Below are 14,845 nucleotides of genomic sequence, written 5' to 3'. Positions count from 1 at the left end.
CCACCCTCACTCCGGAGTCGAACATGCGTATCTCGGACATGAAGATCGGCGCCCGCCTGGCGCTGGGTTTTGGCGCAGTCATGGTGCTCCTGCTGGCCATCGCCATACTCGGCAACCTGCAACTGGGACGACTGGCCGATGGCATCGGCCTCATCGTCAAGGACCGCTATCCCAAGACGGTCATGGCCAACACGGTACAGATCCAGGTCAACAAGATCGCCCTGGATATCCGCGACATCATGCTCACCAGCGACCCCGAGCGCATCAAGGCCCTGGCCGCCGATGCCACGGCGGCCGACCGCAAGATGAACGAGTACCTGACCAGGCTTCAGCAAGTGGCACGCACCGAGGAAGACAGGCGATACGTGGAAGCCGCTATCGCGGCACGCCAGGCCTACGTTCCCGCGCGCGACCAGCTCATGGCCCTGGCCATGGCGGGTCGCACCGATGAAGCCCGTGCCTTCCTGCCGCAGCAATTCATGCCGGTGCAGATCAAGTACTTCATTGCGCTCGATGCCATGTTCGACTACCAGGGTGGTCTGATGGATGCGGCCGGCGAAACAGCCACCCGGGATTCTGCCAGTGCCAGTCTACTCATCAACAGCCTGGCCGTGGTCGCTCTGCTGCTGGCTACCGCAGTCGCATGGCTGGTCTCGCGCAGCATCTCGCGTCCGCTCGGGCATGCCGTGAGCGTGGCACGGCGGGTCGCCGAGGGCGACCTGTCCACGCAGGTGGAAGTCACCTCACGCGACGAGACCGGCGAGCTGATGGCGGCCCTGAAACTGATGAATGAGAACTTGCGCAACATCGTTGGTCGCGTGCACCAGGGCAGCAATACGATCCACCATGCCGCCGGTGAAATCGCCAGCGGCAACCTGGATCTCTCGGCCCGTACCGAGCAACAGGCCGGCTCGCTGGAGGAAACCGCCTCGGCCATGGAAGAGCTGACCACCACCGTCAGACAGAACGCCAACAACGCCCGCCAGGCCACGCAACTGGCCAGCACCGCCTCCGGCATCGCGGTACAGGGCGGGAGCGTGGTGCATCAGGTGGTCGATACGATGGCTGACATCAATGCGTCCTCACGGCAGATCGTGGACATCATCGCGGTCATCGACGGCATCGCCTTCCAGACCAATATCCTCGCGCTCAATGCCGCCGTGGAAGCCGCGCGTGCCGGCGAACAGGGACGCGGCTTTGCGGTGGTGGCCTCGGAGGTGCGCTCGCTGGCCCAGCGCAGCGCCAGCGCCGCCCGCGAGATCAAGACCCTGATCCATGACTCGGTGGGCAAGATCGAAAACGGCAGTACCCTGGTGCAGCAGGCCGGCAGCACCATGGAGGATGTGGTGGCCAGCGTGCAAAGGGTCAACACCATCATCGCCGAGATCAGCCGGGCCAGCCAGGAGCAGAGCACGGGCCTGGAAGAAATCAACCGGGCTATCACGCAGATGGACGAATCGACCCAACAGAACGCGGCCCTGGTGGAACAGGCCGCCGCCGCCGCCCAGTCCATGCGCGACCAGGCCGTGCAGTTGCAGGAGGTGGTGGGGGTGTTCAAGCTGGCGCCAGCGCACCCATGAAAAAAACCGTTCAGCATGATACTGAACGGCTTCTCCGGCCATCATGATGGTTATCTGGCCTATCCCCACACCTCCGCCACCCGCAACAGATTGGTACTCCCCGGCTGCCCGAAGGGCATGCCGGCGGTGATGGCGATCTGGTCCCCCTTGCGCGCAAATCCCTCCCGCACCGCTGCCTGGCAGGCAGCAGCGACCAGCTGGCTTTCGTCGTGCATCTGTTCGCTGATGGTGGAATGCACGCCCCATACCAGCGCCAGCCGTCGGGCTGTCGTCAGTTGCGGGGTAATGCAGAGGATGGGCGCGGACGGGCGTTCGCGGGCGGCGCGCAGGCTGGTATGGCCGGAGCTGGTGTAGGTCACCGTGGCGCTGGCGCCGAGGATGCCGGTGACGTCGCGCAGGGCGGCGCAGATGGCGTCCGGGCGGTTGCGCTGCGGGGCCGCGTACTGGGCCTGCATCAGCGTGCGGTAGAGCGGGTCTCTCTCCACTTCGGTGATCACCCGATCCATCATCGTCACCGCCTGCACCGGGTAGTCGCCATGGGCCGATTCGGCCGAGAGCATCACCGCGTCCGAGCCGTCGTAGATGGCACTGGCCACATCCGAAACTTCAGCACGCGTGGGGACCGGGGCGCCGATCATGGATTCCAGCATCTGGGTGGCGATCACGACCGGCTTGCCCTGCTGGCGGCAGGCACGCAGGATGCGCTTTTGCGTGCCCGGCACGCATTCCGGGGGCAGCTCCACACCGAGGTCGCCGCGCGCCACCATGATGGCGTCCGAGACGTCGACAATCTCTTCCAGCCGGTCCAGCGCAGCAGGCTTTTCCAGCTTGGAAAGAATGGCCGCGCGGCCTGCAACCAGGGTGCGGGCTTCCTTCACATCTTCAGGACGTTGTACGAAGGATAGTGCGATCCAGTCCGCGCCCATGTCCAATGCGAAATCGAGGTCGCGCCGGTCCTTGGCGGTCAGTGCGGGGATCGGCAACACTGCATCCGGCACATTGACACCCTTGCGGTCGGACAGCATGCCGCTGTTGACCACGCGGGTGAGAATACGGGCGCCATCGCTGGAGTCGACCTGCAGCCGCACCTTGCCATCGTCGATCAACAGGCTTTGCCCGGGGCCGATGACCTCGAACAATTCCGGATGCGGCAGGCATACCCGGTGAGCATCACCAAGGGTCGCGTCGTGGTCCAGCACGAAGGCCTGCCCGGCCTCGACACTCACACGGCCTTGGGCGAACTGGCCGATGCGCAGCTTGGGGCCTTGCAGATCGGCCAGCACGGCGATGGGACGGCCCACTTCCTGCTCAACCTGGCGCACGATCTGGTAGCGGGCGTGATGGTCGGCGTGGCTGCCGTGACTGAAATTGAAACGGAATACGTCGGCACCCGCCTCGAAGAGGGCGCGGATCATTTCCGGCGTGGCACTGGCGGGGCCGAGGGTGGCGACGATTTTGGCCTGGCGTTGGCGGCGCATGAACATCCTCTTTAAATTGTTTTGATCACTAAAAAGCCGTTCGGACTGAGTAGATCCGAAGGATCGTATCGAAGGCGCTCTCACGTCTGCGCGCCTTCGATACGCCGCTTGCGCGGCTACTCAGTCCGAACGGGATGAGGTATGCCAGGACCATCATCATCCCCGGCCGCACCTCATGCTGGCAGCGTCAACTGCTCAGGCCTGGGCGATCTCATGATTGGACATGATCTCCACGGCGCGACACAGCGCCGAGTGATCCAGTCCGCTCAGGCCATGGGCGGCGCAGGCATTCATCAGCTCCTGCGCGGTGGCGGTGTTGGGCAGGCTGATGCCCAGCGCCTTGGCACCTTGCAGGGCGAGGTTCAGATCCTTCTGGTGTAATTCGATGCGGAAGCCCGGATTGAAGCTGCGCTTGACCATGCGCTCGCCATGCACCTCCAGGATGCGCGAGGCGGCGAAACCGCCCATCAGTGCCTGCCGCACCCGGGCCGGATCGGCACCTGCCCTGGAAGCGAACAGCAGTGCCTCGGCCACGGCCTGGATGTTCAGGGCCACGATGATCTGGTTGGCGACCTTGGTGGTCTGGCCGTCACCGTTGCCGCCGACCAGGGTGATGTTCTTGCCCATCAGTTCGAACAGGGGCTTGACGTCATTGAAGGCCGATTCCGATCCGCCGACCATGATGGTCAGCGAGGCGGCCTTGGCGCCGACTTCGCCACCCGAGACCGGTGCATCCAGGTACTGGCAACCCAGGGCGTTGATCTTCTGCGCGAACTCCTTGGTGGCGATGGGCGAGATGGAACTCATGTCGACCACGATCTTGCCGGGCGAGAGGCCTTCGGCCACGCCCTTTTCGCCGAACAGCACAGCCTGGACGTGCGGCGTATCCGGCACCATGACGATGACGATGTCGGCGCGCTTGGCCACTTCCGCGCCCGAGGTGCAGACGGTGGCACCGCCTTCCAGCAATCCCGCCGGCGGGTTTTTCTGGTCATGCAGGTAGAGCTTGTGGCCGCCTTGTTGCAGCTTGTCCGCCATGGGTGCGCCCATGATACCCAGGCCGATGAATCCGACTTTTGCCATGCTGTGTCTCCTCAAGAAAAGATGAAATCCTGCTTGCGCGCACTTGCGCATTCACGCGCTCACGCACTCACGCCCTCACGCGTGCTGCAAGCCGTGTTGCGCCATCCAGCCCAGGCCGGCGACGGTGCCGGCCTGCGGTTTGTATTCGCAGCCGATCCAGCCGCGATAGCCGATCTCCTGCAGCCAGCCGAACAGGTAGCGGTAATTGATTTCGCCGCTGCCGGGCTCGCCGCGCCCGGGGTTGTCGGCCAGTTGCACGTGGCCGATTAGGGAAAGGTTGGCCTTGAGGGTGTTGGCCAGTTCGCCCTCCATGCGCTGCATGTGATAGATGTCGTACTGGACGAAGAGATTGTCCGAGCCGGTGGCCAGGATCAGCTCTACCGCCTGGCGCGTGGTGTTGAGGAAGAAGCAGGGGATGTCGAAATGGTTGATCGGTTCGATCAGCAGGCGGATGCCCTGCTCCTTGAGCTTGCTGGCGGCGTACTTGAGATTGCCCACCAGCACCTCGCGGGCGGCCTCGCGCGCGACACCCGGTGGCAGGATGCCGACCAGGCAGTTCAGCTGCTGCACATCCAGCGTCTTGGCATAGCGGATCGCCTCATCGACACCGGCGCGGAACTCGGCCACCCGGTCCGGGTGGCAGGCAATACCCCGCTCGCCCGCATCCCAGTTGCCGGCTGGCAGGTTGTGCAATACCAGTTGCAAGCGATGGGTGCGCAGCTGGTCGGCGATCTGCTGTGGCGTGAAGGCATACGGGAACAGGAATTCCACGCCCTTGAAACCGGCATCGGCCGCAGCCTTGAAGCGTTCCAGGAAAGGCTGTTCAGCAAACAGCATGGTGAGATTGGCAGCAAGTCGGGTCATGGTGTCTCCTCTTAGTCCAGCAGGCTGATGGCGGTGGGCGCATCCTCGGCGCGCTCGGCCAGGGCTTCGAATTCATTGATGGCATCGATCTCGGTGCCCATGGCGATGTTGGTGACGCGCTCCAGGATGATTTCCACCACCACCGGCACGCGATACTCGGCCATCCAGCGCTGCGCCTGGGCCAGTGCGTCCTGGATGCCATTGGGGTCGGTCACGCGGATGGCCTTGCAGCCCAGACCCTCGACGACGGCCACATGGTCCACGCCATAGCCCTGCAGTTCGGGGGCGTTGATGTTCTCGAAGGCCAGCTGCACGCAGTAGTCCATCTCGAAGCCGCGCTGGGCCTGGCGGATCAGGCCGAGGTAGGAGTTGTTGACCAGCACGTGCAGGTAGGGCAGCTTGAATTGCGCGCCCACGGCGAGTTCTTCGATCATGAACTGGAAGTCGTAGTCGCCCGAGATGGCCACCACCTTCTTCTGCGGATCGGCAGCCACCACGCCCAGCGCGGCGGGGATGGTCCAGCCCAGCGGACCGGCCTGGCCGCAGTTGATCCAGTGGCGGTCCTTGTAGACATGCAGGAATTGCGCGGCGGCGATCTGCGACAGGCCGATGGTGGCGACGTAGCAGGTATCGCGGTCGAAGGCGCGGTTCATTTCTTCATAGACGCGCTGCGGCTTGACCGGTACCTCGTTGAAATGGGTGCGCCGCTGCAGGGTCTTCTTGCGCTGCTGGCACTCCGTCAGCCAGGCGGAGCGGTCCGGCAGGCGGCCCGCCCCCTTGAGCTCGCGTGCCACCTCGACGAACAGCTTCAGTGCCGCGCCGGCATCGCTGACGATGCCATAGTCGGGACCAAAGACGCGGCCGATCTGGGTCGGCTCGATGTCGACGTGGACGAACTTGCGGCCCTTGGTGAAGACATCGATGGAGCCGGTATGGCGGTTGGCCCAGCGGTTGCCGATACCCAGCACGAAGTCCGAGGCCAGCAGCGTGGCATTGCCATAGCGGTGGCTGGTCTGCAGGCCGACCATGCCGGCCATCTGCGGGTGATCGTCGGGAATGGCGCCCCAGGCCATGAGCGTGGGGATGACCGGCACGCCGGTCAGTTCGGCAAACTCCACTGCCAGCCCGGCAGCGTCGGCATTGACCACGCCGCCGCCGATGGTCAGCAGCGGACGTTCGGCGGCGTTGAGCATCTCCAGGGCCTTCTCGATCTGGGCGCGGGTGGCGGCGGGACGATAGACCGGCAGCGGCGCATAGGTATCCGGGTCGAAATCGATCTCGGCCATCTGCACATCGAAGGGCAGGTCGATCAGCACCGGCCCCGGGCGGCCCGAGCGCATCAGGTGGAAAGCCTGCTGGAACACGCGTGGCACGAGGGCCGGCTCGCGCACGGTCACGGCCCACTTGGTGACGGGCTTGGCGATGGATTCGATGTCCACGGCCTGGAAGTCTTCCTTGTAGAGCCGTGCACGCGGGGCCTGGCCGGTGACGCACAGGATGGGAATGGAATCGGCCTGGGCCGAATAGAGGCCGGTGATCATGTCGGTGCCGGCGGGCCCCGAGGTACCGATGCACAGGCCGATGTTGCCGGCCCTGGCGCGGGTATAGCCCTCGGCCATGTGGGAGGCGCCCTCCACATGGCGCGCCAGGATGTGTCCGATGCCGCCGTGCTTTTTGAGGGCCGAATAGAAGGGGTTGATGGCCGCGCCCGGCACGCCAAAGGCCTGCAGGCAGCCCTCCTTGACCAGTACATGCACTGCCGCGTCGACTGCTCTCATCTTTGCCATGCTCGTTCTCCAGATGTCCGTTGGGATGGTGTTGATCTCTGGAGGCCATGCTAGTCATTACAAATCCGGATGATAAGTATCATCAGAATCCACTGATTACTTACCAAAAGTATGGAAACATAGAAAAAGTATTGAATTACACTGCAGCCGGGAGGAATTGATGGACAAACTCAAGCAGATCGAAGCCTTCGTTTCGGTAGTGGACAAGGGCAGCCTGGCCGCCGCCGCGCTGGAAGAACAGGTCACGCCGGTGATGATGGGGCGGCGCATCGATGCCCTGGAAAAGCGCCTGGGGACCAAGCTCATGCACCGGACCACGCGCCACCTGACGCTGACCGAGCAGGGCAGCGTCTTCCTGGATCACTGCCGCAAGCTGCTGGAGCAGATGGATACGGCCGAAAAGAGCGTTGCCGAAGGGCGTCACAAGGCTACCGGTCATCTGGTGGTCTCCACGCCCGCCGCCTATGGCCGCCTGCATGTGGCGCCGCATGCCCCGACCTTCCTGGCGGCCCACCCGGAGGTGCAGATCTCCTTCAACCTGACCGATCGCGTGGTGGATCTGGTGCGCGAGGGCTATGACCTGGGCATCCGCATCGGCGGCGCCATCGAACCCAGTTTCGTGGCCGTGCGCCTGGCCAGCAACCGCCGCGTGGTCTGCGCGGCGCCGGATTACCTGCATCGCCACGGCATCCCGCGCACGCTGGACGACCTGGCGCGCCATAACTGCCTGGCCTTCAATCTGCAGGGAGGCCAGCAGCGCGGCTGGTATTTCCAGCAGAATGGCAAACCGGTCATCATCAAGGTGCAGGGCAAGCTGGATTGCAACGATGGCGAACTGCTGCACCGCTGGGCCAGCGAAGGGCTGGGACTGGCCTGGCGCTCCACCTGGGAAATCCAGGCGCAACTGGCGTCAGGCGCGCTGGTGACGGTGCTGGATGACTACGCCCTGCCCCACTACGACATCATGGCGGTCTACCCGCAGCAGCGGCACCTGCCGGCCAAGACGCGCTTTTTCATCGATTACCTCAAGGAAGTCTATGCCCAGCCGGACTACTGGAACCGGGCGCGCAGTCCAGCCCGCACCGCCTGAGGCGAACGTCGAAAAGCGGGCGTTCCCGGATGCAATCCGACAACAGTGGCAAAATCTCGGTCCTGGCGGCAATTTGCGGCGATTGATTGCTTACCCGTATGCCGACAATGCAATGCAACAAAATCCGCCTGCCAGGCGGGTTTTCCGCCAATCCGACCGTTATAACCCCAGCCCAATAATGGCTATGCCCCGGCCCTTACATCGCGCATCATGAAATTCAACGACATTACGAACGCTGCCAAGACAACAGCAACGCCCACCTTCTGCCTGCCACCGCTGCAGGCGGGTTTTCCGGCGCATAAAAAAGGACCCAACGGAGACAACCCACAATGAACGCCCTGAACAGATTCTTCCGCCTGGAAGAAAACGGCACCACCGTGCGCACCGAGCTGCTGGCCGGGCTCACCACCTTCCTGACGATGGCCTACATCATCTTCGTCAATCCCTCCATCCTGGGGGACGCCGGCATGCCCAAGGACTCGGTGTTCGTCGCCACCTGCGTGGCCGCTGCCGTGGGCACGCTCATCATGGGCCTGTACGCCAACTACCCCATCGGCCTGGCACCCGGCATGGGGCTCAATGCCTACTTCGCCTATGCCGTGGTCAAGGGCATGGGCTTCCCGTGGCAGGCCGCGCTGGGCGCGGTGCTGATCTCGGGCTGCCTGTTCCTGCTGGTGAGCGTGCTGCGTGTGCGCGAGTTGATCATCCAGAGCATTCCGCGCTCCTTGCGCACGGCCATCCCGGCCGGCATCGGGCTGTTCCTGGCGATCATTTCGCTCAAGAGCGCCGGCATCGTCGCCGCCAATCCGGCCACCTTCGTGACCCTCGGTGACCTGCACCAGCCGGCGCCGGTGATGGCCGTCATCGGCTTCCTGGTGATCGTGGCGCTGGACCGCCTGAAGGTGCGCGGGGCGCTGCTGATCGGCATCCTGCTGGTGACGGTGCTGTCGTTCGTCTTCGGCGGCAACCATTTCTCGGGCATCTTCGCCGCACCGCCCTCGATTGCCCCGACCTTCCTGCAACTGGATATCAAGGGCGCCATTTCCATGGGCCTGATCAACGTGGTGCTGGTGTTCTTCCTGGTGGAACTGTTCGACGCCACCGGCACCCTGATGGGCGTGGCCACCCGCGCCGGGCTGATGAAGGACGGCAAGATGGCACGCCTGAACAAGGCCCTGATGGCCGACAGCACCGCCATCGTCGCCGGCTCCCTGCTGGGCACTTCGTCCACCACCGCCTACATCGAGAGCGCCGCCGGCGTGCAGGCCGGCGGCCGTACCGGCCTCACCGCCGTGGCCATCGCGGTGCTGTTCCTGCTGTGCCTGTTCATCGCACCGCTGGCTGGCGTGGTGCCGGCCTATGCGACGGCACCGGCGCTGTTCTTCGTGGCCTGCCTGATGCTGCGCGAACTGGTGCACATCGACTGGGACGACACCACCGAATGCGTGCCGGCCGTGATCACGGCGCTGGTGATGCCCTTCACCTATTCGATCGCCAATGGCCTGGCACTGGGCTTCATCAGCTATGCCGGCCTGAAGCTGCTCACCGGTCGCGCCCGGGACGTGTCGGTGGTAATCTGGATCATCGCTGCGATCTTCCTGTTCAAGATCATCTACCTCGGTGGCGAATGAGCGCATGCAGCGTCATGAAGTAATCTGAACCATCGAAGAGGCGGCCCGCAACGACAGGGGCTGCCTCTTCGGGATCGTGACAAGAGGGAACCCGACAATCGTCCGCAACAATAGGCTGCGGACAATCCGTTTCCTCTTTTGACGACCCCGGCACGTTTCTTGAATGCCATCTGGCCACGGGAGACACCACAGGCCGGCTGCCGCCCCGAGCGGACATGCCGCCTGAAAGCAGATCCAACAATAAGAAGCACGCCCCACGATACGCCCTGGAGCGCGCCATAAAGCAGTCTGTTTTGTAGACAATCCATATTGAGTAAAGCCAAATGCCAGAGACCATCCGCCCCATCCAGTTCTACTTTCGCGGCCAGACCCACGAAGTAGCAGGCCAACCCACGACCCGCACCGTTCTGCAGCATCTGCGCGAAGACCTGCATTGCACCGGCACCAAGGAAGGCTGTGCCGAAGGCGATTGCGGAGCCTGCACCGTGGTGGTGGGCGAGCTGCGCAATGATCAGCTGGAGCTCAAGACGGTCAACTCCTGCATCCAGTTCCTGCCCACCCTGGACGGCCGGGCGCTGTTCACCGTGGAAGACCTGAAGCAGGCCGATGGCTGCCTGCACCCGGTGCAGCAGGCCATGGTGGAATGTCATGGCTCGCAGTGCGGCTTCTGCACGCCGGGTTTCGTGATGTCGCTGTGGGGCCTGTACCTGAGGCACGACCAGGACGGCGTCACGCCGTCCAAGCGCGAGATCGATGACGCCCTTTCCGGCAACCTGTGCCGCTGCACCGGCTATCGCCCCATCATCGATGCGGCACGCCGCATGGGCGAACTGCCCAAGGTGGATTTCGACCGTGATGCCGTCAAGACCGCGCTACGCGCCATCGACCGCGACGCGCCGCTGGCCGTGACCCATGGCGGCCAGACCTTCCACGCCCCGCGCACGCTGGCGCAGCTGCTGCAGTTGCGCGCCGAGCTGCCCAAGGCGCGCATCCTGGCCGGTTCCACAGATGTGGGGCTGTGGGTGACCAAGCAGATGCGCGAGCTGGGTGACATCCTCTACATCGGTCGCGTGGAAGAACTGCGCGCCATGTCCGTGCAGGATGGCATGCTGGAGATCGGGGCCGGCGTCTCGCTGGAAGATGCCTATGCCGAAGCGGCCCGTCACTATCCGCAAGAGCTGTCCGAACTATGGCAGCGCTTTGCCTCCATGCCGGTGCGCAACGCCGGCACCCTGGGCGGCAATGTCGCCAATGGCTCGCCCATCGGCGACTCCATGCCCTGGCTGATCGCGCTGGGTGCACAGATCGTGCTGGCCGGCGTGGACGGTCAGCGTGTCATGCCGCTGGAAGACTTCTATCTGGCCTATCAGAAGTCGGCCCTGCAAGCCAACGAGGTGGTGCAGGCCGTACGTATTCCGCTGCCCGGCAAGGATGTGCGTTTCCGCGTGTACAAGCTCTCCAAGCGCTTCGACCAGGATATCTCGGCGGTCTGTGCTGCCTTTGCCCTGCGCATGGACGGTGACATCGTGACCGAAGCGCGCATCGCCTTCGGCGGCATGGCCGCCACGCCCAAACGCGCCGCACAGGCGGAGGCACTGTTGCAAGGCAAGGTGTGGGACGAGGCACAGGTGCGCGCTGCCATGGCCGCGCTGGCCCAGGATTACGCCCCGCTGTCGGACATGCGCGCCAGCGCCGCCTATCGCCTGCGCACCGCGCAGAACCTGCTCTATCGCTATTGGCTGGAAACCCGCAGCGAGGCGCCGCTGGCGCGCCAGGATGTGCGCGCCTTCGCGGCGTGAGTGCATCGCGTACAGCCTATCGACAGAATCCGCAGGAGAACAGCATGAACAAGCAAAGCGAACAATTCCTCAATACCCTGGTACAACCGCCGCAAGACTGGGCCACCGTGGGCAAGCCGCATCCGCATGAATCGGCCCTGCTGCACGTGACCGGCGAAGCCACCTACACCGACGACATCGTGGAACTGCAGGGGACCCTGCATGCGGCCCTGGGCCTGTCGCAGAAGGCCCATGCCAGAGTGCGCGCCATCGACCTGGACAAGGTCAAGGCGGCCACCGGTGTGGTCGCAGTCTTCACCGCAACGGACATTCCGGGCGAGAACGAATGCGGGGCCATCATCCACGACGATCCGGTGCTAGCCGATGGGCTGGTGCAATACGTGGGTCAGCCGATGTTCATCGTGGTGGCCGACAGTCACGACCATGCGCGCCGCGCCGCGCGCCTGGCGGTGGTCGATTACGAAGAACTGCCGCCGGTCCTGACGCCACGCGCCGCCCATGCCGCGCAATCCTATGTACTGCCGCCGATGCACCTGTCGCGCGGGGAACCGGCGGTGGCCCTGGCGCTGGCACCGCACAAGCTGCGCGGCCAGTTCGATGTGGGCGGACAGGAGCAGTTCTATCTGGAGGGGCAGATTTCCTATGCCATCCCCAAGGAGGGGCGCAGCATGCACGTGTACTGCTCGACCCAGCACCCCAGCGAGATGCAGCACCATATCGCCACCGTGTTGAAACTGGCCTCGCACGATGTGCTGGTGGAATGCCGGCGCATGGGCGGTGGCTTCGGTGGCAAGGAATCGCAATCGGCGCTGTGGGCCTGCGCCGCTGCCGTGGCGGCGGCGCGCCTGCGTCGTCCGGTCAAGCTGCGCGCCGACCGGGATGACGACATGATGGTCACCGGCAAGCGGCACTGCTTCGCCTACGACTACGAGATCGGCTATGACGACAGCGGGCGCATCCTGGCAGCCAAGATCGACATGATCTCGCGCGCCGGTTTTTCGGCCGACCTGTCCGGCCCGGTGGCCACGCGGGCGGTGTGCCACTTCGATAATGCCTACTACCTTTCGGACGTGGAAATCCACGCCATGTGCGGCAAGACCAACACCCAGTCCAATACCGCCTTCCGCGGTTTCGGCGGACCGCAGGGGGCGCTGGCCATCGAGTACATCATCGACGAGATCGCCCGCAACCTGGGGCGTGATCCGCTGGAGATCCGCCGCACCAATTTCTACGGCCCCAGCGATGAAGAAGGGCCGGCGGCGCGCAACGTCACCCACTATGGCCAGAAGGTGGAAGACAACGTCATCCACGGCCTGGTGGACCAGCTGGAAAAGAGCAGCCGCTACCAGGAGCGGCGCCGGGCGATTGCCGACTTCAATGCCGGCAATACGGTGCTGAAGAAAGGCCTGGCACTGACGCCGGTGAAGTTCGGCATTTCCTTCAACGTGCCGCACCTGAACCAGGCCGGTTCGCTGGTGCACGTCTATACCGATGGCTCGGTGCTGGTGAACCACGGCGGCACGGAGATGGGGCAAGGGCTCAATACCAAGGTGGCGCAGGTGGTCGCCAATGCGCTGGGCGTGCCGCTGGAGCAGGTGCGCTGCACCGCGACCGACACCAGCAAGATCGCCAACACCTCGGCCACCGCCGCCTCCACCGGCAGCGACCTCAACGGCAAGGCCGCGCAGGATGCGGCCCTGCAGATCCGCGAACGGCTGGCCCAGGTGGCGGCCCGGCATTTCGGCGTGGACGCATCGGCCATCCGCTTTGCCGATGGCCTGGTGATGGCCGGCGAGCAATCGATCGCCTTCGTCGAACTGGTGATGAAGGCTTACCTGCAACGGGTGCAGCTGTGGTCCGATGGCTTCTATTCCACGCCCAAGGTGCATTGGGACGCCAAGCGCATGCACGGCCATCCCTTCTTCTACTTCGCCTATGCGGCGGCGGTGTCGGAAGTGGTGATCGATACCCTGACCGGGGAGTGGAAACTGCTGCAGGCCGACCTGCTGTACGACGCCGGAGAAAGCCTGAACCCGGCGCTGGACATCGGCCAGGTCGAGGGTGGCTTCATCCAGGGCATGGGCTGGCTGACCACCGAGGAACTATGGTGGAACAAGGACGGCAAGCTGATGACGCACGCCCCCTCGACCTACAAGATCCCGGCCATCTCGGATTGCCCGGAAGCCTTCCGCACCGAGCTGTATCGCAACAGCAATGTCTCCGACACCATCCACCGCTCCAAGGCAGTGGGCGAGCCGCCGCTGCTGCTGCCGTTCTCGGTGTTCCTGGCCATTCGCGATGCGGTCTCGGCAGTGGGTGGGCATCGCATCAACCCGCCATTGCACGCACCGGCCACCAGCGAGGCCATCCTCGATGCGGTCGATGCGGTCCGCGCGGCCGCAGCGGTGCAATAAGCCAGACCCTCGGAGAGCGATCATGACGACATGGCTAGCCGCCTTGCGCCGCATGCAGCAGAGCAGCACACCGGCCGTACTGGTGACGGTGGCGCAGAGCCAGGGGTCGACACCGCGTGAATCGGGGGCGCGCATGCTCTACACCGCCGATGCGCAGTTCGACACCATTGGCGGCGGCCACCTCGAATGGCGCGCCGCGCAGATCGCACGCGCCATGCTGCTGGCCAATCCTGACCAGCTGGATGGGCAGCGGCGGCTGGAGCGCATCGCACTGGGTCCCAGCCTGGGACAATGCTGTGGTGGCGTGGTGTTTCTCTGTTTCGAACGGATAGCCAGCGATGCCGAGGCATTGCGGCTGTGGCAGGCACTGGAGCAATCATGGACCCGTGGAAATGACCGGTGGCGGGCCTTGCCACTGGACCATGCCGAGCCCATGCAACTGCTGCAACCTGATGGCCCGCAGCACACGCTGCAGGACATGGCGCGTACAGCAAGCCAGACGCAACTGGTGCGCGACCAACAGGGCCGCCGCTGGTTGCTGGACCTGTGCCGTGCGCACCAGCCGCAGGTGGTGCTGTTCGGCGCCGGTCATGTGGGTGCCGCCATCGTCAAGGTCTTGTCCACGCTACCCTGCCGGGTGCTGTGGGTGGATGAGCGGGAAGACATGTTCCCGCCCGGCTTGCCGGCGCAGATCACCACCGAAGCCACCGACGTGCCCAATGCCGCGGTGGACATGGCCGAGCCGGGTGCGTACTATCTTGTGATGACCCACAGCCACGCCCTCGACCAGCAGTTGACCGAACGCATCCTGAAACGCGGGGATGCGGCCTGGTTCGGCCTGATCGGGTCGATCACCAAGCGCCGGCAGTTCGAACATCGCCTGGCCGAACGCGGCTTCAGCGCGCAGCAGCTGGAACGCATCACCTGCCCCATCGGCATTCCCGGCATCTATGGCAAGGAACCGGCCAGCATCGCCATCGCGGTGGTGGCCCAACTGATGCAGTTGTGGGAATTGCGGTCCCGCCAGCCGGCCGCGCAACGCTATCCCTCTTCCCTGGTCACACACGCTCTGGACGGCAGAGGCTGAAGGAACACCCTGCCGTCACCCTCCGGAAATCC

The 14,845-nt window shown here is 64.5% G+C and carries 11 protein-coding genes; 7 read left to right on the top strand and 4 right to left on the bottom strand.

Features of this window, described 5'->3' with window-relative positions:
- Nucleotides 1-23: 23 nt before the first annotated feature.
- A complete protein-coding gene (locus BTM36_RS29340; RefSeq protein WP_077236363.1) occupies nucleotides 24-1,580 on the top strand; it encodes a methyl-accepting chemotaxis protein in 1,557 nt (518 codons plus the stop codon).
- A 59-nt stretch (nucleotides 1,581-1,639) separates the two neighbouring features.
- On the opposite strand, the gene pyk is transcribed toward BTM36_RS29340, so the two are convergent.
- From pyk to gcl, 4 genes are all read right to left on the bottom strand, one after another.
- Nucleotides 1,640-3,058, bottom strand: a complete 1,419-nt coding sequence (pyk, locus tag BTM36_RS11400) for a pyruvate kinase (RefSeq protein WP_077236465.1) — start codon at nucleotides 3,056-3,058, stop codon at nucleotides 1,640-1,642.
- Between the two features lie 195 nt (nucleotides 3,059-3,253).
- A complete protein-coding gene (locus BTM36_RS11395; protein WP_077236362.1) occupies nucleotides 3,254-4,141 on the bottom strand; it encodes a 2-hydroxy-3-oxopropionate reductase in 888 nt (295 codons plus the stop codon).
- Between the two features lie 75 nt (nucleotides 4,142-4,216).
- On the bottom strand, nucleotides 4,217-5,005 hold the full coding sequence (gene hyi / locus BTM36_RS11390) for a hydroxypyruvate isomerase (protein ID WP_077236361.1): 789 nt from the start codon (nucleotides 5,003-5,005) through the stop codon (nucleotides 4,217-4,219).
- Between the two features lie 11 nt (nucleotides 5,006-5,016).
- Nucleotides 5,017-6,792 (bottom strand): glyoxylate carboligase, encoded by a 1,776-nt coding sequence (gene gcl, locus BTM36_RS11385; RefSeq protein ID WP_077236360.1) that lies wholly within the window; start codon nucleotides 6,790-6,792, stop codon nucleotides 5,017-5,019.
- 160 nt (nucleotides 6,793-6,952) lie between these two features.
- Here gcl and BTM36_RS11380 point away from each other — a divergent pair, with 160 nt between their 5' ends.
- From BTM36_RS11380 to xdhC, 6 genes are all read left to right on the top strand, one after another.
- Complete coding sequence (locus tag BTM36_RS11380) at nucleotides 6,953-7,882, top strand: LysR family transcriptional regulator (protein WP_077236359.1); 930 nt, start codon at nucleotides 6,953-6,955, stop codon at nucleotides 7,880-7,882.
- 210 nt (nucleotides 7,883-8,092) lie between these two features.
- On the top strand, nucleotides 8,093-8,215 hold the full coding sequence (locus tag BTM36_RS29260) for a hypothetical protein (protein ID WP_256385241.1): 123 nt from the start codon (nucleotides 8,093-8,095) through the stop codon (nucleotides 8,213-8,215).
- Nucleotides 8,212-9,513 (top strand): NCS2 family permease, encoded by a 1,302-nt coding sequence (locus BTM36_RS11375; protein ID WP_077236358.1) that lies wholly within the window; start codon nucleotides 8,212-8,214, stop codon nucleotides 9,511-9,513. The genes BTM36_RS29260 and BTM36_RS11375 overlap by 4 nt, the downstream gene beginning before the upstream one ends.
- Nucleotides 9,514-9,836: 323 nt before the next feature.
- Nucleotides 9,837-11,312, top strand: a complete 1,476-nt coding sequence (gene xdhA, locus BTM36_RS11370) for a xanthine dehydrogenase small subunit (protein WP_077236357.1) — start codon at nucleotides 9,837-9,839, stop codon at nucleotides 11,310-11,312.
- Nucleotides 11,313-11,356: 44 nt separating this feature from the next.
- Nucleotides 11,357-13,726, top strand: a complete 2,370-nt coding sequence (gene xdhB, locus BTM36_RS11365; RefSeq protein ID WP_077236356.1) for a xanthine dehydrogenase molybdopterin binding subunit — start codon at nucleotides 11,357-11,359, stop codon at nucleotides 13,724-13,726.
- Nucleotides 13,727-13,748: 22 nt separating this feature from the next.
- Nucleotides 13,749-14,813, top strand: coding sequence for a xanthine dehydrogenase accessory protein XdhC (gene xdhC, locus BTM36_RS11360; RefSeq protein WP_077236355.1), 1,065 nt, complete (start codon nucleotides 13,749-13,751; stop codon nucleotides 14,811-14,813).
- Nucleotides 14,814-14,845 lie beyond the last annotated feature (32 nt).

It is taken from the genome of Herbaspirillum sp. VT-16-41 (assembly GCF_001994935.1).
Taxonomy (GTDB): domain Bacteria; phylum Pseudomonadota; class Gammaproteobacteria; order Burkholderiales; family Burkholderiaceae_D; genus Herbaspirillum; species Herbaspirillum frisingense.
Note: the sequence above shows the minus strand (reverse complement) of the source record. Positions and strands in the feature narration are given on the sequence as shown.